This window comes from uncultured Nostoc sp., assembly GCF_964245575.1.
Classification (GTDB): Bacteria; Cyanobacteriota; Cyanobacteriia; order Cyanobacteriales; family Nostocaceae; genus Nostoc.
The window spans coordinates 1,332-20,166 of the sequence record NZ_CAXTNP010000071.1; the positions used below are offsets into that span (position 1 = coordinate 1,332).

Sequence of the window (18,835 nt, forward strand, 5' to 3'; positions counted from 1 at the left end):
ACTGAATATTATTGAAATTTATAAAAACTGTTTCTGTAGTTTCTTAAGTGTTCTTCTCCTCAATTAATTACCAAAATAAAAAATTTGTAATAACTGTAATATTAGGTAATTAAATTTATTCCTCAAAAGAAAAATAAAAGTTGTAAACTTTTTTCATCCAATTAGAAAAGCCAAAACTATTTAATTGAATTAAAAATGTTATTAACCAAACAGTAGTTAAGCCTTTTTCTTTAAAAAATAGGCTTTTATGAAGTATCAAGGTAGGGTTGAATTGCAAAAAAAACGCGAATCAAATAAATAGTAAAAGTCGTCACTACTAAGGCAGTAAGCTTATAGCACTAACCTACCCTACAATTTTAAATGGAATTTTTTGGGTAAAAATTCACAATTGAAGTGAAGTTCCATAATATGTTATTAGAAGAAACAAATGGTTTCTGTCTAGACTTTTGGGGTCTTGGTTTATTTACTTAATTCCCATCTTTTTTTGTTTACCGCAACCTCACAAATCTAGAAAACAAAGCTAAATAAAAGAGTTTATGTTAAAACCTGCCCCTAACGTAGGGAAATTAGTTCAATTTTGCTCGGATAAAGGGCGGAAATAATAGAAAAAATTTTGTTATCATACCCTAAGATATGAAAATCTAAACTTATGTGAAAAGCTAGAATCTGATCAATAACCCTCAACTGTATAACCAGCAGCAACAATCACCTGTTTGATTGACTCCTCAGAAGCTGCGGATTCTACCGTGACAGTTTTGGCATTAACATCGACATCCACCTTGGCTTCAGGTTCCATAACGTGGATGGATTCAGTAATTGTTTCTGCACATCCTTGACAAGCAATATTTGATACTTTCAGTCTCAGTGCCATTTGTTACCTCAGTAGGGAACATTTAAATTATTTCTTAAGGATTAATCTTAACCATTAAAATGCGATCGCGCATCTTACTAAAGTAATGTAGTAGTGTAAAAGCATCCTAGTAACTGCATATAGCTTACCGATTGGCACAATTCGCTGGCAGTAATACGAAACAAAATGCAAGAATATATAAAGCTATTTATGAAAATACACCTACCTAGTGCCGCTACGCCCAAGTCTAAAGTCTAAAGTCTAAAGTTAAAAATACCTATGTCTTCAAATCCCCAGTACCTAAGCGGTAACGAAATTCGCAACATATTTCTTGACTTCTTTGCCCAACGGAATCACCAAATTCTCCCAAGTGCCTCCCTCGTGCCAGAAGACCCAACCGTGCTGCTGACGATCGCGGGGATGCTACCATTTAAGCCGATATTCTTGGGGCAGCGCACACCAGAATTTAAGCGGGCTACGACTTCGCAAAAGTGTATCCGCACCAACGATATCGAAAATGTTGGACGCACCAAACGGCATCACACCTTTTTTGAGATGCTGGGTAACTTCAGCTTTGGTGATTATTTTAAAGAACAAGCGATCGCTTGGGGTTGGGAAATCTCTACACAAGTCTTTGGCTTCTCCCCTGAAAATCTTGTCGTCAGCGTTTTTGAAGATGATGATGAAGCCTTTGGAATTTGGCGCGATCAGATCGGTGTGCCGATAGCGAGAATTAAACGCTTGGGCGAAGATGATAACTTTTGGGTATCTGGGCCGACTGGGCCTTGTGGGCCTTGTTCAGAAATTTATTACGACTTCCACCCAGAACGCGGTGACGAAAATATAGATTTAGAAGATGATTCCCGGTTCATTGAGTTTTACAACCTCGTCTTCATGCAATATAACCGGGATGCTTCCGGGAATTTAACGCCACTGCAAAACAAGAACATCGACACCGGCATGGGTTTGGAGAGAATGGCGCAAATTCTCCAAAAAGTTCCCAATAACTACGAAACTGACCTGATTTTCCCAATTATCCAAACAGCCGCCCAAATTGCTAGTATTGATTACCACAAAAGTGATGAGAAAACCAAAGTTTCTCTAAAAGTTATTGGCGATCACGTTCGTTCTGTTGTCCACATGATTGCTGATGAAATTCGCGCCTCCAATGTGGGACGGGGTTATGTGCTGCGGCGGTTAATTCGGCGCGTGGTGCGTCATGGGCGATTAATTGGGATTTCTGGAGAATTTACTACCCAAGTTGCTGAAACTGCGATCGCTCTTTCGGAATCAGCTTACCCCAATGTGCGTCAACGGGAAGCGGCAATTAAAGCTGAGTTGCAACGGGAAGAATCCAATTTCCTCAGAACTCTGGATAGAGGCGAAAAACTGCTAGAAGAAATTATCCAAGAGGTGAAACAGCAAGGGAAAACTCAAATTAGCGGTGAAAGTGCATTTACCCTTTATGACACCTACGGATTTCCCCTCGAACTTACCCAAGAAGTTGCCGAAGAAAATAATCTCACAGTCGATGAAGCGGGATTCGATGCCGAAATGCAAAAGCAGGTGGAACGCGCCAAAGCAGCACATGAAACCATCGATTTAACTGTGCAAGGTTCACTCGACAAATTAGCAGAACACATCCAAGTCACCGAGTTTTTAGGCTATGCCCAATCGGCGGCGACGGCAAAAGTCGAAGCGATTTTGGTAGAAGGTGTTTCCCAAGAGGAAGCAGAAGCGGGGACACAGGTGCAAATTGTCCTTGACAAAACGCCATTTTATGGTGAATCTGGGGGACAAATCGGCGATCGCGGTTATATCTCTGGTGATGGTATCGTAGTTCGGGTGGAAGACGTGAAGAAAGAATCTGATTTCTTTGTTCACTTCGGACGCATCGAACGCGGTACATTGCGCGTAGGCGATCATGTTACAGCCCAAATTGATCCGGCTTGTCGCCGTCGCAGCCAAGCTAACCATACCGCAACCCACCTGTTGCAAGCGGCTTTGAAAAAAATTGTTGATGATGGCATATCTCAAGCTGGTTCCTTAGTTTCCTTTGACAGATTGCGGTTTGACTTCAACTGTCCGCGTGCGTTAACAGCAGAGGAAGTCCAACAAATTGAGGAACAGGTGAACACTTGGATTGCCGAAGCACATGCTGCAAAGGTGGAAGTATTACCTTTAGCAGAAGCGAAAGCTAGGGGTGCTGTTGCCATGTTCGGGGAAAAATACGGCGAGGAAGTGCGCGTGATTGACTTCCCCAACGTATCAATGGAACTGTGCGGTGGAACTCATGTGAGTAATACGGCTGAAATTGGCGTGTTCAAGATTATCTCAGAAGCTGGTGTGGCTTCTGGGGTGCGGCGCATTGAAGCTGTTTCGGGGCCAGCAATACTAGATTATCTCAACCTGCGGGATAAAGTAGTTAAGGATTTGAGCGATCGCTTTAAAGTTAAACCTGAAGAATTACCAGATAGAATCACAAGTCTGCAAAGCGAACTTAGAAATAGCCAAAAGGAATTGGAAACCTTGAAGGTACAGTTAGCGATCGCAAAATCTGACAGCTTGCTGCAAACAGCCGAAACTCTAGGCGATTCTAAAATTATCGTCGCCCAATTAGAAGATGTTGATCCAGAATCATTGAAAACCGCAGCCGAACGCTTGCTGCAAAAAATCGGAAACGGTGCAGTGGTGCTGGGTTCTGTTCCGGAAGCAGGGAAAGTTAGTATAGTTGCAGCTTTTAGTCCAGAAGTGAACAAAAAAGGTTTGCAAGCTGGTAAATTTGTAGGTGCGATCGCTAAAATCTGCGGTGGCGGTGGCGGTGGAAGACCGAACTTAGCCCAAGCAGGCGGGCGCGATGCGAGTAAATTACCAGAAGCGTTGAAACAAGCCGAAAGTGAGTTAAAATCCGCGTTGGGTTAACCATCTTGCTGCTTCAACGAGAGAGACAAGTGTAGCGCACCAAGCGAATTGGTGCGTTACGGCTTCGCCTAACACACTCTACATTTTAGGTTATGGTTATAAAGATTATTGCTGCTCATCTTCTACGTAGTCATCATTAGGAGATATTACCCAACCAAAGTTTAGAAGTAGTTTTACCATTTCTTTGTCAGGCTGCGCCAAACTCTTTTAACTTCTTTCTTCCTTTGTGTCCTTTGCGCCCTTTGCGGTTCGTTTTTCTTTATTAGACATCTCCAAAAATGAATTGTTTTGACGTAGCACTGCTACGTCTCTACAAGGGTTCTGGATAATGCATATTTAATTTTCAAAGATGTCTATTATACTTAGATATAGGGTTCCCACTAATCGCCCTAAAGATGGGTTGCGGATTAGATTTCAACCTTGGTGAAATGTTTTATGGCATCCCAAATAGACATACATTTATCTAACGGAGTTTTGCAACGCTTACAAAATGTGAAAGATTTTGTAGGTGAAAATGTTAACTCTCTAAGTAACTCAGCACAACAAGTCGGGGAATCTTTAAAGGCAACAGCAACTACAACGACTGATAAAGCAATTGATACAGTTACGACAAGCTTAGAACAAACTTGGCAAACTGCTGATAAATTTAAGAGTACAACATCGGGAGCAGTTAAAGATGCGATGGCATCTTCTGTAAGTGATTGGCTGATACAACACCCGATATTATTTAGGTTAGTTCAAATACTAGGTTGGGCGGCTAATCACCCAATTATTAGTATAGTGATTTTGCTATTTGCACTTGCTCTACTTTGGAGCATCATTAAAGCAATTGTCCGCTTGATTGAAACAGCTAGTTGGTCAATACTCCAAGTTCCCTTAAAATTGCTTCAGGCTTTGATTGAAGTTAGTTTTGTATCATTAGCTAAAGTTGGCAGTTTTACTGTTCAACAAATCACAGGTACTAAAACAACTGATAACCTGCCTACTTTACTACCTGAAAATTTGCAACAAAATAAACAACAGCGATTAGCAGAAATTTCTAGTCGTTTAGAAGCAATTCAAAAGGAACAACATGAGCTTTTACAAGAAGCCGCAGACTTGATTGCTACCGATACAATTGATATAGAAATATCCAAAATTAAACAGCTAAAAAGCGTTGAATCACATCTTGGCTGAGTTCGGCTGTGGAACCGGAGGCGACAATACCACCTTTTTGCATAGCGTAATAGTAATCAGCCTGACGGACAAAGTGTAAATGTTGCTCTACTAATAAAACAGAAATGCCTGTAGTTTCGACGATGCGACGAACTGCGGCTTCAATTTCTAGGATGATGGAGGGTTGAATACCTTCAGTGGGTTCATCTAAGACGAGTAATTGAGGTTCGCCCATTAAAGCACGGGCGATCGCTAATTGTTGCTGCTGTCCCCCACTCAAATCACCACCCATCCGCGAAAGCATCGTTTTTAACACCGGAAATAAGCTAAAAACTTCCTCTGGAATTTCTGCTTTTTTTACTGGTTTGCGTCTAGCTTGCAACCCCAGCAGCAGATTTTCTTTGACTGTCAACCGGGGGATAATCTCTCCTCCTTGGGGAACATAACCAATTCCTAACTTTGCTCTTTGGTCGGGAGATTTAGAGTTGATTAATTCTTCAGCTAAGTTAATTGTACCGCTACGGGGTTTGAGTAAACCCATAATTGTTTTGAGTAGGGTAGTTTTTCCTACACCATTGCGTCCAATTAGGCAAACCATTTGACCAGATGGTACGCTTAAATCTACATTGCGGAGAATATGGCTTTCGCCATAGTAAACATTAAGGTTAGAGATTTTTAGCATAGGGAAGGGGAGAGGAGACAGGATGAACTTAGGCTTCCTTAGATTTTAACTGCGGTTGGGTTAGGTGCTTTGATTGTGTTTTTCGTGACAAATCATCTCAAAATATGGCATTTACATGAGCAAACAAGAGGAATGCGGGTATATTTGTTGAAATTTGTTCAAAAAAACAGGTTTAGGAGTTTTGAAGCTAATTTCCAATTTCAAAACTAAGTTTCCGAGTTCAAAACTAAGTTTTCCAGTTCAAAACTAAGTTTTTAAGTTCAAAACTAAGTTTTTAAGTTCAAAACTAAGTTTTCCAGTTCAAAACTAAGTTTTCCAGTTCAAAACTAAGTTTTCCAGTTCAAAACTAAGTTTCCAAGTTTAAAACCAAAGTTTGCTAGGTCAATTAACTCAAGTCTGGGATGCGAAGGATAGTTGGATTAGGGTTTGTCAATTTTTGGCTTGCTTGATAAATGATAAAGTGAAATCTTGCATACAGACTGTTGACTGTCAACTGTAGTCAAACAGCCACTACTAATATTTTTCATAACTGAAATAGGGCAGTGGCCAATACGGTTCAGATAAGGTTTTTTGATGACACGCCGCTAATCGCAAAGACGCGATAAATCGCCGTCTTTACAATAATCAGTCCTTTGTCTTGACGGTGATTTATCGCGTCTCTTGCCTTGACCGAACCGTATTGGGGCAGTGGCTCCTCAACCTACGATTCTCTTTAACTGAACCGTATTCGATTAGAATGGCAATAACATTCAGTGGTAGTCTGTGTAGGGTAAAAAGGTAAAGCAAATGACCCAAACGACGAAAACTCAAAAACTGCTGACTTTTGAGGAGTATCTTACCTATGACGATGGTACAGACACGCGCTATGAGTTGGTGGATGGAGAATTAGTCGAGATGCTACCAGAAAGTCAGGAAAATAGCAATCTGGCGAGATTTCTATTCGTTGAACTACTAAAACATTTCCCTTTTTATTTAGTTGCTCACAAGGATACAGAAATTGAGGTGGCGGGGCGACGGGCGAGATGTCGTTTACCTGACTTAATGGTTCACACAGAAGAATCTTATGCTGCCCTTATCGGTGCTACTCGCGTCACCCTTACCCGCGATATGCCGCCGCCTGCGCTAGTGATTGAAATTGTTTCTCCGGGAACAGCGAACCGCGTTCGTGATTATCGTTACAAGCGGACGGAGTATGCCGCTAGGGAAATATTGGAGTATTGGATTGTTGACGCACAGATGCAACAAATTACGATTTGCCAGTGGGTGGAGGGACAGTATGAGGATAAGGTATTTACAGGTGCGACTTGCATGGAATCAGTGGTAATTGCTGATTGGGCACTAACAGTAGAGCAGGTGTTTAACAGCGCAAACCGACCAGAATTAGCAGGCGAATAGAAAGTGCAATCGAGTTTTTCATTCTTCCTGTTTTCCCAAATATACTTCAATCACGCGGGAGTCATTTTGCACTTCCTCAAAATTCCCTTCGCACAGCACCGAACCTTCATGTAAAACTGTCACCTTTCGGGCAATTTGACGCACAAATTCCATATCATGTTCAATTACTAAAATTGAATGACTCTGCGCTAGTGCTAAAAGCAGTTCGCCAATATTGTAAGTTTCTTCATCTGTCAAACCCGCAACTGGTTCATCAACGAGTAACAAATCTGGTGACTGTGCTACTAACATCCCAATTTCTAAACGTTGCTTTTCTCCGTGAGAAAGCAACGCTGCTTTGATGTCTGCTTTAGGAGTTAAACCGATGGTTTCTAATAATCCTTTAATATTATTCTTTTCAACAGCATTAGAACGTTCAAACAAAGTAGAAAAGACATTTTTCTTCTTGTTACTGGTAATTTCTAGATTTTCGCGGGGCGTTAAATTCAGGTAAATTCGAGGTGTTTGGAACTTGCGCCCAATTCCCAATCGCGCAATTTTATGTTCAGGTAAAGAATGCAGATTTCTTCCTTTGAATAAAACTCGCCCAACGGTTGGTTGCACTTTCCCCGTAATCACATCCAGAAACGTTGTCTTTCCCGCACCATTGGGGCCAATTACTACTCGTAATTCACCCACATCCATACTAAAGTTAAGCTGGTTTAAAGCCTTAAAACCGTCAAAACTAACAGTTACGTTTTCAGTTTCCAATATTTTCGCGTTCATGTTGCACTTCGGGGTCTTCTTCCAAGGTGGGATATGTAGCAATTTCTTGACGACGGTGGAAAAGAGAAATATTCTGACTACGCAACCATCCCACGATGCCGTCAGGAAGGACTGTGACGACTATCAAAAATAGTGCGCCTTGGAAAAATAGCCAGATTTCGGCAAATTGTTCGCTTAAAAAAGTGCGGGCATAATTTACTAACAAAGTTCCGACAATCGCGCCAATTAAAGTAGCGCGTCCCCCCACAGCTACCCAAATCACCATTTCAATCGAAAAAGCAATATCCATTGCTCTGGGTGATACAGAACCACTCTGAATCGTGTAAAATGCTCCTGCTATGCCTGCGATCGCACCTGAAACTGCAAACACCAACACCTTAAAATCTGTAGGATCGTAGCCAGAAAATCTTACCCGACTTTCATCATCACGAATAGCTATCAATAACCTCCCAAAGCGTCCAGTTGTCAACCAGCGACAAATACCGTAAGTGGCTGCGAGAAACACTACCGTCAGCGTGTAGAAAACAAATTGCGTTTTCGTATCGCTGACCGTTGCCCCAAACAAAGTTGTAAAATCTATCAGTCCATTTGTACCGTTGAAAAGTTGTTGTTGACCGTTAAAGAAGTTGAAAAATACAATAGTTCCGGCTTGAGTCAAGATAGAAAAATAAACTCCCTTGAGGCGATTCCGAAATACCAAATATCCCAACAATCCTGCCAATAACCCTGGAATTAGTACCACAGAAGCTATTGTTAAAGGAAAAGAATAAAAAGGTTTCCAAAACCCCGGAAGTTCCGTAACTCCATAAAGCCCCATGAAATCAGGTAACTCACCAGTAGGAACTTGCAGCTTCAGGTACATTGCGATCGCATATCCACCCAAACCGAAGAAAATTCCATGTCCCAAACTTAGTAAACCAGTATAACCCCAAATCAAATCAATACCCAAAGCTGCGATCGCCAGCGATAAAAATCGTCCCAACAAATTTAGACGAAACTCCGAAAGTACCACTGGCATGATAATTATAAAGAAGAGTGAGATCGCAACCACCACCCCCACCTCAATTAATAACCCTCTTCCCCTCTTCCTCATTCTTTCTTCGCGTCCTTTGCGTCTTTGCGGTTCGTTTTAAACATCAACAGTACGTCCCTTCTGCGGAAAAATTCCCCCAGGCTTCCACTGTAAAAACACAATAATCAGCGCAAACACCATCACCTTAGCCATACTCGTCGTCGCAAAAAAAGTAAACAAATCAGCCAAAGGCTTCACAGGAGTCAACAACAAAGCCAAAGTACCAGAACCAATTAAAAAATTAGCCGTACCAATAGCCAACGCCGCCACAATCGTCCCGGCTAAATTCCCCACACCCCCAACGACAACAACCATAAAAGTATCAATAATATAGTTTTGTCCCGTATTTGGCCCTACAGAACCGAGCAAACTAATCGCACATCCAGCCACACCAGCTAAACCAGAACCCAGTGCAAAAGTAATCGCATCAACCTTTTGAGTTGGGATACCCAAACAAGCACTCATACTGCGGTTTTGCGTCACAGCCCGAATTCTTAAACCCCAGCTAGAACGTTGTAAAAATAAATAAATTACCGCCACACAGACTATCGTTAAAGCAATAATAAATAACCTGGCAAAGGGTAATTGTACACCACCCAAAGATATCCCTGCTTGTAACCAAGTAGGCGCAGTCACATCCACATTTTGAGCGCCAAACCAAGGTTGAGTCACTGCTAGCTGATAAGTTTGACTCAATAAATTGCCCGTTGTGATTGTCACCCCCAGCGATAATAAGAATATTACCGCCACAATCCAGTTACGAACTCTTCCCAAATCAGTGCGAGAATTTAAAATCCATAAACCTCCAAAAAAGAATAGAGAAAACAAGGCTATACCAATTATCAATACCCAATTTACACTGCGAACAAACTGCTGAAAAATCAAACTTACTCCCCAAGTTGCTAATAAAGTTTCTAGAGGGCGTCCATATAGATAACGAATCACGCCTCTTTCTAGAATTAATCCCACAGTAGCCGTGAATATAAAAGCAATAATCAAAGCCAAAAATATATAAACTTCAAACCACACCCCGCCCAATTGCTTACAGGCATTTTGGACAACAAATGTTGTATAAGCACCGAACATCATCAATTCACCATGCGCCATATTGATGACACCCATTAAGCCAAATATAATGGCTAATCCTAACGCTGCAATTAATAATACAGCACCAATACTAATACCATTAAATACAGCTTCTAAAAATCCTGCTAACACTTTTTTCCCCTATACATCAGCTTCTAGTTTTTAGAATTAGCGTAGGGTGTATTAGGCGCACATTTATATATGATTTGTAACTACAAACATTACATGAGCGCCTAACGCACCGCTATCTCAGATGGTGCATTAGGCTAAAGCCGTAACACACCCCACTTATTTCTGATAGTTTGTAATCGTTAATTAATTACGAATTATTTAAACTTTTTTGTACTTACTACCTTTAGCAGGGTCAGTCCAATCACAAGCAAATCCCTTAGTCTCTTTTACAAATTGATTCCAAGGAACTGGCTCAACTGCTGTCGGAGTAGCATAGACAATATCAAACAAACCATCTAGCCTGACTTGACCAATTCGCACAATTTTGGATATGTGATGATTAGCATCCATTGTCACTTTACCTTCAGGTGCATCTATAGTTTGACCATACGCCGCAGCACTCACTTTAGGTATATCTGTAGTACCAGCTTTTTCTACTGCTTGCTTCCACAAATAAACTGCAATGTAGGCTGCTTCCATTGGATCATTTGTCACCCGATTTTCACCGTATTCTTTTTTGAAAGCTGCGACAAACTTTTTGTTAGCAGGTGTGTCTACTGTTTGGAAGTAGTTCCAAGCAGCGTAGTGACCTTTGAGATACTCTACACCAATTGCTTTAACTTCTTCTTCGGCAATACTGACAGACATGGAAGGATATCTATCTGGCGTCAATCCAGCACCTTTCAATTGTTTGAAGAAAGCAACGTTGCTATCACCATTCAGAGTATTGTAAATTACACCTCCATTAGGCAAAGCTTGCTTAATTTTAGTGATAATCGGTGTAACTTCTGTATTGCCAAGAGGTAAATAATCTTCGCCAACTGTTTTACCACCTATAGCTTCTAGTTGAGCTTTAATAATTGTGTTAGCAGTGCGCGGAAAAACGTAGTCAGAGCCAACTAAGAAGAATTCTTTTCCTTTATTTTTTAACAGCCAATCAACAGATGGTTCTATTTGTTGATTTGGAGCAGCACCAGTGTAGAAAATATTTTTAGAACACTCCTGACCTTCATATTGCACAGGATACCAGAGCATGTGATTTTTGCTCTCGAATACTGGCTTAACATTCTTACGGCTAGCAGAAGTCCAACAACCAAAAACTACACTGACTTTATCTTGATCAATTAGCTTAGTTGCCTTTTCTCTAAAAGTATCCCAGTTAGAAGCACCATCTTCAGTAATTGCTTCAATTTGTTTACCTAAAATACCACCAGCAGCGTTAATTTCTTTGATTGCTAATTTTTCAGCATCGACAACGCTTTTTTCACTAATAGCCATTGTGCCACTAAGGGAGTGCAAAATACCTACTTTGATTGTGCCACCAGCAGTAGCAGCAGCAGGAGTTGCAGCAGGAGGTGCGACTGGACTCTCTGTAGCAGTTGGGGAATTATTCGCGCAAGCCTTGAGAAAAAAGCTGCTTCCAAAAGTTAAAGAACCGTAGAGCAAAAACTTGCGTCTGTTAAATTGTCTTCTCATATCTTTATGAATTTTCCTCTTGATGAATCAACTAACTTAATAGAAAGCTGACAATATCAAACTTTAAAGTGTGATAATAGTGCTATAGTTTACTAATAAAAAGTTATGTATTATACAAAATGTCTGATTTTTGTAATAAAAAAATAACTTTATATTAATCTTTGTTAAGTCTAGTATTGTGAAATTATTGTCAGCGATGAAGAGATAACTGGATAATAATCTCATCTTCCTTGCCAGATGCAAAATTAGCAAAGCGCTTTGCCAAAGGTGGTATTATCACCAAAGGATTGCTAAAACCAGAGAATAGATGAATGCTCTTAAATCCTGGAATACTACCAACCAAGGGCAGGCGATCGCTACTAAATGCCACCAAGCAATGATGCCAAGTTCCTGGTAAATTCTCTAAAGCTGGTAAAACTTCACCGACACTTTTTCGCAACCATTTTTCACTCGCCTCTGAGTTTACCTTGGCATAAGGATCTGTGAGAACACGGCTAATTTGACCGATGCGAAAGCTACCATCTTGAAACTGAATCGCACCCGCTTCTATTATTGGCGGTACTGGCTCATTACCTGGTTGATTCCACAATTCATCAACTTGAGTAGATTCAGCTTCTAGTTGAAATCGTTGCAGATTAGCTGGCATAACTAAGCTGCGTAACTGCACATCCACAGGTGGGGTTTCAATAATTTCTGCATAGGTAAAATACAGCTTGATGGGAATACCAGCAGATTTTAGTAGTTGGCGGCTGAGTCCACCCGCACAGATGGCAACGTTAGCACTATGGAAAGTTGCAGTGGTGGTTTTTACACCATCTTGCAGTACTTGCAATACTTGAGTAATCAGCATTTCACCCCCAGCCCGCTCAAAAGCTTGGATGTAGGCTTGTGCTGTTTTTTCTGGGTGAATATGACCGTGTTTAACAGTTAAAGCACCAGATATCGCCTCTCCATTTAGCAGTGGTTCCAACTCACAAGCTTCTTGGACACTCAGTAAACGGGGTGGAATGGCAAAATGATTATATGATGCAGCCGTTGCTTCTGGGTCATTCGCGGCTGAGATAGTAAGTAATAAATCTAATTCCCGAAACTGGATATCAGCGTCTAACTCTTGAGATAGGATATGGTAACGTGCGATCGCATCTTCGCACAATTGACGAGTTAGTGGTGTAGTACCCGACCAATAAGCAAGTCCACCATAACTATAACGAGTTGCATTCTGTGGTGTTTCATATTGCTCCAACAAAAGTACAGCAAAACCTGTTTCTACTAATTCGTATGCCAGTGCAGCACCCGCAATTCCACCGCCAACCACAATCCAGTCGTAGGTTTTCATATTAAATGTCTTTACGAATTAGGAATTACCATAAGTTGCTTGTAAACGACTTAAAAGATATTCTCCTGCAAGAATAGGCGGATAAAAAGGCAATTGTTCTTTCTGGCAACTCTCAAGACAAGCTATTTCTGTATCATCATTAGGATGACAAAAAAAAGCCATAGAATAACGGGACTGGTTTACCCTGCTATCACTGGGAATCATTACTCGATGCTTGGTTGAGCAAAACACATGATTTGTCCACCGTTGCATTAAATCGCCAGTATTGACTACTACAGTATCAGGAATTGCAGGCGCGGCAATCCACTCTCCAGATGCTGTCTGTACTTCCAACCCACCAACGTCATCTTGGAAAAGTAAGGTAATACTGCCATAATCGGAATGCTCACCAGCACGCACCTGTCCCGCTTTGGGTGATATCTGCAATGGGGGATAGTGGAGCGATCGCAAAGTATGATTTTGTTGATTGTGCCTTGTGATCAAAAAATCTTCTGGCAATTCCAATGCCAAAGCATAAGCTTGTAACACTGTGTTAGCAAGTTCTGTGCAACTATCATAAAAGGCAAGAATAGAAGCATCTATTCCTATAGCCGCTTGTTTGTTTACATTAAACGCCTCTTTCAAGTCGCCTGGTTTGTTGGGGTCAAGACGTTCTCTCTCAAGACCAACGTATCCTGTATTACTAAACTCATCACTCCAAGCTTGCTTTTGCTTCACCTCTAAGGGTAAATTAAAGAAAGATTTACTGTAAGCGAATACTTGCCTAATTAGGTCTTTTGATATTCCTGAATTTTGCAAGTACATGAAGCCAATTTCATGGCAAGCTTGATAGATTTGTTTGATAATATTTTGCCGAGTTATTGTGTTGCCATTGGTAAACGCAGTTAAATCTATTATTGGAATTGTAACCATTTATTATATATATTTAGAAAATTTGTGTTTTTGTTTTCTTAACAGTAGTATACTCAATACTTAGGTACGGAACTTTATAATGAATCTTGCTCCTTGGCGAAGCGCGATCGCCCATGCACTTGATCGCAACCGCAGCCTTGTTTATGCCCGTTACCTCCAACTAGCAACAGTGCAGCCGAACGGTCGTCCCGCTAATCGTACCCTAGTCTTTCGCGGTTTCCTAGAAGATACAAACCAGCTAAGATTTATCACTGATACTCGTAGCGCTAAAGCCGACCAGATACAGCAACAACCTTGGGCAGAAGTTTGCTGGTACTTCCCCAATACACGCGAACAATTCCGAATCACTGGCTGTTTGACTCTGGTAGGTAATGATGATTCGCACCAGGATTTACAGCCAGCCCGCATTTCCATTTGGCAAGAACTGAGTGATGCTGCACGTTTACAGTTTGCTTGGCCCCATCCTGGTAAACCCAGAGTTGAAAACCCAGAAGCCTTTGCACCACCAGCACCCGACCCCGTGCAGCCATTGGCTAATTTTTGTCTACTGCTACTCGATCCAGTGCAACTAGACCACTTAGAATTACGCGGCGAACCACAAAATAGAAAGTTTTATCGCCGCGATGAAAATCAAGAATGGTTTTGTGAAGAAATTAATCCTTAACACTCTCACCAGAGAATAAAACAATAATCTTTACTACACAAGTGCCAATTTTTTAGAACGTCCGCAGAATACAGGTTTTGCACTATGTGGCGAAGGTATGCTCCCGCTTTGGTGGGGTGGGGTTCAAATTGTTTGATTTATGCAAGAGGTCTTTTATTTATGGAGTTCAAAATTATTGACTTTTGACTTTTGACTTCCCCAAAGGGGCTGACCCATTCCAAATTTGATTGAATTGATCTGCCGACAACGACTGTAAAATACTGAGATTAAGCGGTTCTTTACTGATAAATTTGGCGTAGGAAGGCTGCAAATAGGAACGGTATTCAGGGCGGTTAAGGAGATGGGTTTCCAAAAAAGCTACGCTGAGGGCGTTGAGATAGGAATAAACAGGGGCGCGATCGGGGCCCAGCAAGGCAGTTGGCACAGGTAAGACATCATTTCCAGAAGTAGTTTCTCCGATCGCCGAAAAGTGGGTGGCGTTTTCAATCAAAGCTAGGTACTTATTAGAGTCAGAAAGCCAGGTAAAGGGGCGAATCTGCTCAGATACGGGTGGGGCAAAAATATCTTGACTACCTGCTACTAGCATTACCGGAATTTTAATTTGTCTTACTCCGCCCTCACCCAAAACTAAGCTGTCAATTGGATTAATCGCCATGATTACCTTGATGCGATCGTCTTTGAGTTCATAATTTCTTAAGAGTAATTTATTTGCTTCACACTGCAACAAGAGCGACAAATTAAAGGATGAATAATTAGGATTACAGTTTTGCCTCAGTAGCTGAAAGTTAATATTTGCTCCTGCTAGAGCCAAAACAGTATAGCCGCCAAGGGACTGACCGATCGCCCCAACTTGCTGAAAATTAAGTTTTCCTTGGAGGGTGGGATCAGATTTGTTCAGACGTTCGAGTTCATTGAGGAGATATTTGATATCCAAAGGTCGGTTGATAAATTCTGCTGGGTCTGGCGACCCTGCCAAACCCGCAAAATATTGTTGAAAGCGTTCAGCATTACTACCAGGGTGTTCCAGTACAGCAACGGCAAAACCATAGGATGCTAGATGTTCAGCCAGGTAGACAAAGGTAGAGCGGTCTGAGGCGATGCCATGAGAAATTACAATCAGGGGAAAAGGAGGCGAGGAAAGTTGTTTAGTGTTTTGTGAACCGGCTTCCGGCAGATAAATATCCACGGGTAGACGGCGTGAGCGAGAAATGTCATTTAGCTCGAAGGTTTTTTTCTGCCAGCGAAATTTTCCTGGCGATCGCAAATCTGGCTGTTGTGAGAAATCAATTTTTGAATTGGCTGCTTGGGCGATCGCTTCTTTTTGAAGAGAGGCAAAAACTTCATCCCTTTTTTTGAGCAATTGTGACAAGTCATCAACTATCCTTAACCCCTCTGTGAAATTCACCCGTACAGTATTGCTAGGAAATTTCCGCAGCAAATTCACAAGCGTTAAACCTTCTCGATCGGCAGCAGCCAAAATCAAAGAGGCACGTATAGCATAGAAGCCGTTCTGCCGAGACTCAGTAAGGAGTAAATTTCCCAACTGTTGCACCACTTCTTCGCCTATAGGTGAGTAAGTAACTTGAGATACTAATGTAGGAGTAACATTGAACCTTTGCTGGAGCAGATCCCGCAGTTGAGCGAGTTGTTGGGGTGTAGCACGGCTAGCATAAAATGACAAATTTTGATCGATTTTGCCAACTTTCGCAAAAGTTTCCAGCGAGTCCACAGACAAGGAGAATTCGCCGAAGGGAGGGTAATAAAAGCTAATGCGTTCAGCTCCCAATCCGGGAGTTGCAGTCAAAAACGTAGATAGCAAACCTAAACCCAGGTATCTCAGAAATTTTTTCATTAGAAAAACCCACTGTCTAACCCTGCCAGACAAGTTTAAGCAGGGAGGAAAGCGGGGCGGGATCTATACCGCTTTCCTGTTTACTTTGTTTATATCTATAAAACAGCTTATAAGCACAAGAAAGCAAGTATTTACAGCCCTAGTTTTTCATATACGCTTTAAATCCCTCACTTTCAAAGCGAGGTATGTACCAATGACCAATGACCAATAACAAACACATGAGTAACAAATTTTTCAGCCAAACAGCATCAGTAAGGCGATAATAGATATAGAGATCAAAATATTTTATATGTCCTTTTCCGCCTGCCCCTGTTGTGTTGTCGTCCTCAATCAACAACAACAAAATATCTCTCACCAAAACCAGTGCCAGGATGTGCCAGTTAACCCCAGCAAGAGCATGGTTAAAAGTTGCACTGTAGTTGAAAATGGTCGGGTTGTCGTTAAACCCTTACAAGCTCCTGTCAATCAGACTGTGGAGTAACTTTCAGGCATTTCAACTGTTTTCATCTAAAGGTAAAACATCGTGGAAGCGGTTATAATCAATGTAACGATTTCCATCGGGTGTGTGGTGGAAGATATCGACAAATTGATTGTTCCACAAAATTTCATTAGCACCATAACTATGACGGGCATTAACGACTTGTGCAACCGTTTCATCAATGCCACTCAAAGAGATGATCAGCATAGTATTTGTCTGAGTTAACGATTCTGGTGTCATCCCATATAGAGGACTAAACTCATCAATGACATGCATTACTGACCAGCTTAACGTGAAGCTAGGTGTTTGGTTCCTTAGCAGTTTGAGATCGTAGAACCGACGCAAGAACTGCCCTTCTATGGTTACTTCGTCGCGCATTAAGTAGACTCGCATCTGCGCCTCCAAAATTGTATTGCGACGCTTATTAGCGGTGCGAAATATCAGAGTTGGCATCGCCTCATGAGGTGTAATTACAGCAACACGACTAAAAAGCACACGGGCTGTAGGTCGGGAGAATCGAGCAAAAGCTAGTCCTGTCATCACAGCAATTCCCACCAAACCGATCATTGCTTCAATGGTGACAATAATGTTGGCGTAAGTTGTTTTAGGATACATTGCCCCATAGCCGATGGATGCTAGGGTTTGCACGCTAAAGAAAAAGACATCTAAAAAAGAGCCAGGTCGGGCGTTGGCAATACAATCTCCTCCTATCAAGTAAGCTAAGGCAAATAGAGCATTAATAGTTACATAGAAAGTACAGATCAGGATCAGAAAGCCAGTCCAGGGAATTGTTAGCAGCAGATGGTAGGGATCGCGCCAGTAGGAATGCCATGCACCCATACCCATAATCTCAAATTTTCCATCTCGAACTTGAATCTGAATAGGTGGGATCAGACGCTGTTTTTTCTTCAGTGAAAGTCTCTTCAGTCGAAATTTCATTGCAAGTAGCCAAAAGAACGGCAACTGCTTAGTATTTTGACATTCCACTTACCCGCAAGGGAACGGAAATTTCAACTTTATTTTTTTAAATAAACAAAAAAATAGGGTGTGCAATGCCCACCCTAACAATCAGCGAGAAACTAACTCATTTTTCAGGCTTTGATTGCTGACCTTTAGAACAACGGTCAAACCACTCCTGATATTTTTTCTGATGTGACTCATCTTCAACAGCGATGGTCACTCGCACCTGGTTGCACCCGTGATTTTGCTCTAGTGCGATCGCATTCAACAATAAACTAGCAGTTTTAGGTGAGCTAAATTCACCGCTTACCATTAAACCACTGCCAAAATGCTGAACCTCAAGTCTTTCTACTTCGGTTAAGTCAATGCCAGAAATTTCCTCTTGTCCTAAATCAATTTCTGCAAGTTGCTTGTGTTCTGGGCTAATTTGTTCTACAATCAACTTTTCACGCCGGACAGGAACTTGTATCATCCGGATTTCGATTTCTTTGCGAACAATCACCTCACCAACTTTACGCTTACTGCTTTTAACAACTAGTCGTTCTTCTAGTAAACGAATAATCTGTTCTTCAGTAGCCTCATCTAAATTTACTGGCTCAACTGGGCTATTTGTAGTTTGATAATTCACTAGTTGCTCAGTTGAGTTTTCTGATAGTGTGCCCTCGCCTGGTGTTTCTGCTTCTAAATATTCAGGCATATATTCGATTTCTGATTGAGTTAAGTCTATGAAAACAGATTTAGTCGGCTTGTCGATTTTTTTTATTCTCTGGCTCTGCAACCGAAATAAAGAAAGATGTTTATCAGCTAACTGCTGACCATATTCTAGAGATACTAGAGTTGGTTGATTCGCTTGCTTAGATATAACTAAGTTTAATCGACGATTAGCATCCACAATTAAATCATGAACTACTCCTACTATCTCACCTTGCTGATCGAACACAGCAAAATTGATCACCTTCTTTCTTAAATCTGCTAATGAGGTTCTAGTCTGAGAGTCAGAGTTTGCCTGTCCAATGTTTTTTGTCATCGGTTGGCTATTCATAGTGCAAAGTTTATGAA

Annotated in this window: 16 protein-coding genes; 5 read left to right on the forward strand and 11 right to left on the reverse strand. The window is 41.3% G+C overall.

Going from position 1 to position 18,835, the window contains the following annotated elements; translation table 11 throughout:
• Positions 1–670: 670 nt before the first annotated feature.
• Positions 671–871 carry a heavy-metal-associated domain-containing protein gene (locus tag ACFFAP_RS13520; protein WP_375511706.1) on the reverse strand — a complete coding sequence of 67 codons (201 nt, stop codon included), beginning with the start codon at positions 869–871 and terminating at the stop codon, positions 671–673.
• 258 nt (positions 872–1,129) lie between these two features.
• Between ACFFAP_RS13520 and alaS the strand changes: the two genes are divergently transcribed.
• Together alaS and ACFFAP_RS13530 are read left to right on the forward strand one after the other, a co-directional pair.
• Positions 1,130–3,772: an alanine--tRNA ligase gene (alaS, locus tag ACFFAP_RS13525; protein ID WP_375511707.1), complete on the forward strand. Its 2,643-nt coding sequence runs from the start codon at positions 1,130–1,132 to the stop codon at positions 3,770–3,772.
• Between the two features lie 435 nt (positions 3,773–4,207).
• Complete coding sequence (locus ACFFAP_RS13530; protein ID WP_375511708.1) at positions 4,208–4,948, forward strand: hypothetical protein; 741 nt, start codon at positions 4,208–4,210, stop codon at positions 4,946–4,948.
• On the opposite strand, the gene urtE is transcribed toward ACFFAP_RS13530, so the two are convergent.
• Positions 4,911–5,609, reverse strand: coding sequence for an urea ABC transporter ATP-binding subunit UrtE (gene urtE, locus ACFFAP_RS13535; protein ID WP_375511709.1), 699 nt, complete (start codon positions 5,607–5,609; stop codon positions 4,911–4,913). The two genes, ACFFAP_RS13530 and urtE, sit on opposite strands and share 38 nt — an antisense overlap.
• 786 nt (positions 5,610–6,395) lie before the next feature.
• On the opposite strand from urtE, the gene ACFFAP_RS13540 reads away from it, so the two are divergent.
• Positions 6,396–7,004, forward strand: a complete 609-nt coding sequence (locus ACFFAP_RS13540; protein ID WP_375511710.1) for a Uma2 family endonuclease — start codon at positions 6,396–6,398, stop codon at positions 7,002–7,004.
• A gap of 18 nt (positions 7,005–7,022) precedes the next feature.
• Here ACFFAP_RS13540 and urtD read toward each other — a convergent pair whose 3' ends face one another.
• The 6 genes from urtD to ACFFAP_RS13570 form a co-directional block, all read right to left on the reverse strand.
• The gene (urtD, locus tag ACFFAP_RS13545) at positions 7,023–7,769 is read right to left on the reverse strand and encodes an urea ABC transporter ATP-binding protein UrtD (RefSeq protein ID WP_375511711.1); all 747 of its coding nucleotides are present in this window, start codon (positions 7,767–7,769) and stop codon (positions 7,023–7,025) included.
• Entirely contained in the window at positions 7,744–8,862 is a 1,119-nt protein-coding gene (urtC, locus tag ACFFAP_RS13550) for an urea ABC transporter permease subunit UrtC (RefSeq protein ID WP_375511712.1), read from the reverse strand. The genes urtD and urtC overlap by 26 nt, the downstream gene beginning before the upstream one ends.
• A 36-nt stretch (positions 8,863–8,898) precedes the next feature.
• Positions 8,899–10,059 carry an urea ABC transporter permease subunit UrtB gene (urtB, locus tag ACFFAP_RS13555; RefSeq protein ID WP_375511713.1) on the reverse strand — a complete coding sequence of 387 codons (1,161 nt, stop codon included), beginning with the start codon at positions 10,057–10,059 and terminating at the stop codon, positions 8,899–8,901.
• Positions 10,060–10,257: 198 nt separating this feature from the next.
• Positions 10,258–11,574 carry an urea ABC transporter substrate-binding protein gene (gene urtA, locus ACFFAP_RS13560; RefSeq protein WP_375511714.1) on the reverse strand — a complete coding sequence of 439 codons (1,317 nt, stop codon included), beginning with the start codon at positions 11,572–11,574 and terminating at the stop codon, positions 10,258–10,260.
• A gap of 190 nt (positions 11,575–11,764) precedes the next feature.
• Positions 11,765–12,910 carry an NAD(P)/FAD-dependent oxidoreductase gene (locus tag ACFFAP_RS13565; protein WP_375511715.1) on the reverse strand — a complete coding sequence of 382 codons (1,146 nt, stop codon included), beginning with the start codon at positions 12,908–12,910 and terminating at the stop codon, positions 11,765–11,767.
• Between the two features lie 18 nt (positions 12,911–12,928).
• Positions 12,929–13,822 carry an isopenicillin N synthase family dioxygenase gene (locus ACFFAP_RS13570; RefSeq protein WP_375511716.1) on the reverse strand — a complete coding sequence of 298 codons (894 nt, stop codon included), beginning with the start codon at positions 13,820–13,822 and terminating at the stop codon, positions 12,929–12,931.
• Between the two features lie 79 nt (positions 13,823–13,901).
• Between ACFFAP_RS13570 and ACFFAP_RS13575 the strand changes: the two genes are divergently transcribed.
• A complete protein-coding gene (locus ACFFAP_RS13575; protein WP_375511717.1) occupies positions 13,902–14,486 on the forward strand; it encodes an Npun_F5749 family FMN-dependent PPOX-type flavoprotein in 585 nt (194 codons plus the stop codon).
• A 172-nt stretch (positions 14,487–14,658) separates the two neighbouring features.
• Here the strand turns inward: ACFFAP_RS13575 and ACFFAP_RS13580 are convergent, their stop codons facing one another.
• Positions 14,659–16,338, reverse strand: a complete 1,680-nt coding sequence (locus tag ACFFAP_RS13580) for an alpha/beta hydrolase (protein WP_375511718.1) — start codon at positions 16,336–16,338, stop codon at positions 14,659–14,661.
• Between the two features lie 289 nt (positions 16,339–16,627).
• On the opposite strand from ACFFAP_RS13580, the gene ACFFAP_RS13585 reads away from it, so the two are divergent.
• Complete coding sequence (locus ACFFAP_RS13585) at positions 16,628–16,819, forward strand: hypothetical protein (protein WP_375511719.1); 192 nt, start codon at positions 16,628–16,630, stop codon at positions 16,817–16,819.
• 12 nt (positions 16,820–16,831) lie between these two features.
• Here ACFFAP_RS13585 and ACFFAP_RS13590 read toward each other — a convergent pair whose 3' ends face one another.
• Together ACFFAP_RS13590 and ACFFAP_RS13595 are read right to left on the reverse strand one after the other, a co-directional pair.
• Positions 16,832–17,755: an ion channel gene (locus ACFFAP_RS13590; RefSeq protein WP_375511720.1), complete on the reverse strand. Its 924-nt coding sequence runs from the start codon at positions 17,753–17,755 to the stop codon at positions 16,832–16,834.
• A 145-nt stretch (positions 17,756–17,900) separates the two neighbouring features.
• Entirely contained in the window at positions 17,901–18,803 is a 903-nt protein-coding gene (locus ACFFAP_RS13595) for a YsnF/AvaK domain-containing protein (protein ID WP_375511721.1), read from the reverse strand.
• Positions 18,804–18,835: the final 32 nt, after the last annotated feature.

Coding starts and splice junctions, on each gene's coding strand:
- urtA (WP_375511714.1), bottom strand. CDS start 11,574: ATGAGAAGACAATTTAACAGACGCAAGTTTTTGCTCTACGGTTCTTTA.
- ACFFAP_RS13580 (WP_375511718.1), bottom strand. CDS start 16,338: ATGAAAAAATTTCTGAGATACCTGGGTTTAGGTTTGCTATCTACGTTT.
- ACFFAP_RS13565 (WP_375511715.1), bottom strand. CDS start 12,910: ATGAAAACCTACGACTGGATTGTGGTTGGCGGTGGAATTGCGGGTGCT.
- ACFFAP_RS13520 (WP_375511706.1), bottom strand. CDS start 871: ATGGCACTGAGACTGAAAGTATCAAATATTGCTTGTCAAGGATGTGCA.
- urtC (WP_375511712.1), bottom strand. CDS start 8,862: ATGAGGAAGAGGGGAAGAGGGTTATTAATTGAGGTGGGGGTGGTGGTT.
- urtD (WP_375511711.1), bottom strand. CDS start 7,769: ATGAACGCGAAAATATTGGAAACTGAAAACGTAACTGTTAGTTTTGAC.
- ACFFAP_RS13570 (WP_375511716.1), bottom strand. CDS start 13,822: ATGGTTACAATTCCAATAATAGATTTAACTGCGTTTACCAATGGCAAC.
- ACFFAP_RS13540 (WP_375511710.1), top strand. CDS start 6,396: ATGACCCAAACGACGAAAACTCAAAAACTGCTGACTTTTGAGGAGTAT.
- urtE (WP_375511709.1), bottom strand. CDS start 5,609: ATGCTAAAAATCTCTAACCTTAATGTTTACTATGGCGAAAGCCATATT.
- ACFFAP_RS13575 (WP_375511717.1), top strand. CDS start 13,902: ATGAATCTTGCTCCTTGGCGAAGCGCGATCGCCCATGCACTTGATCGC.
- alaS (WP_375511707.1), top strand. CDS start 1,130: ATGTCTTCAAATCCCCAGTACCTAAGCGGTAACGAAATTCGCAACATA.
- ACFFAP_RS13590 (WP_375511720.1), bottom strand. CDS start 17,755: ATGAAATTTCGACTGAAGAGACTTTCACTGAAGAAAAAACAGCGTCTG.
- ACFFAP_RS13595 (WP_375511721.1), bottom strand. CDS start 18,803: ATGACAAAAAACATTGGACAGGCAAACTCTGACTCTCAGACTAGAACC.
- ACFFAP_RS13530 (WP_375511708.1), top strand. CDS start 4,208: ATGGCATCCCAAATAGACATACATTTATCTAACGGAGTTTTGCAACGC.
- ACFFAP_RS13585 (WP_375511719.1), top strand. CDS start 16,628: ATGTCCTTTTCCGCCTGCCCCTGTTGTGTTGTCGTCCTCAATCAACAA.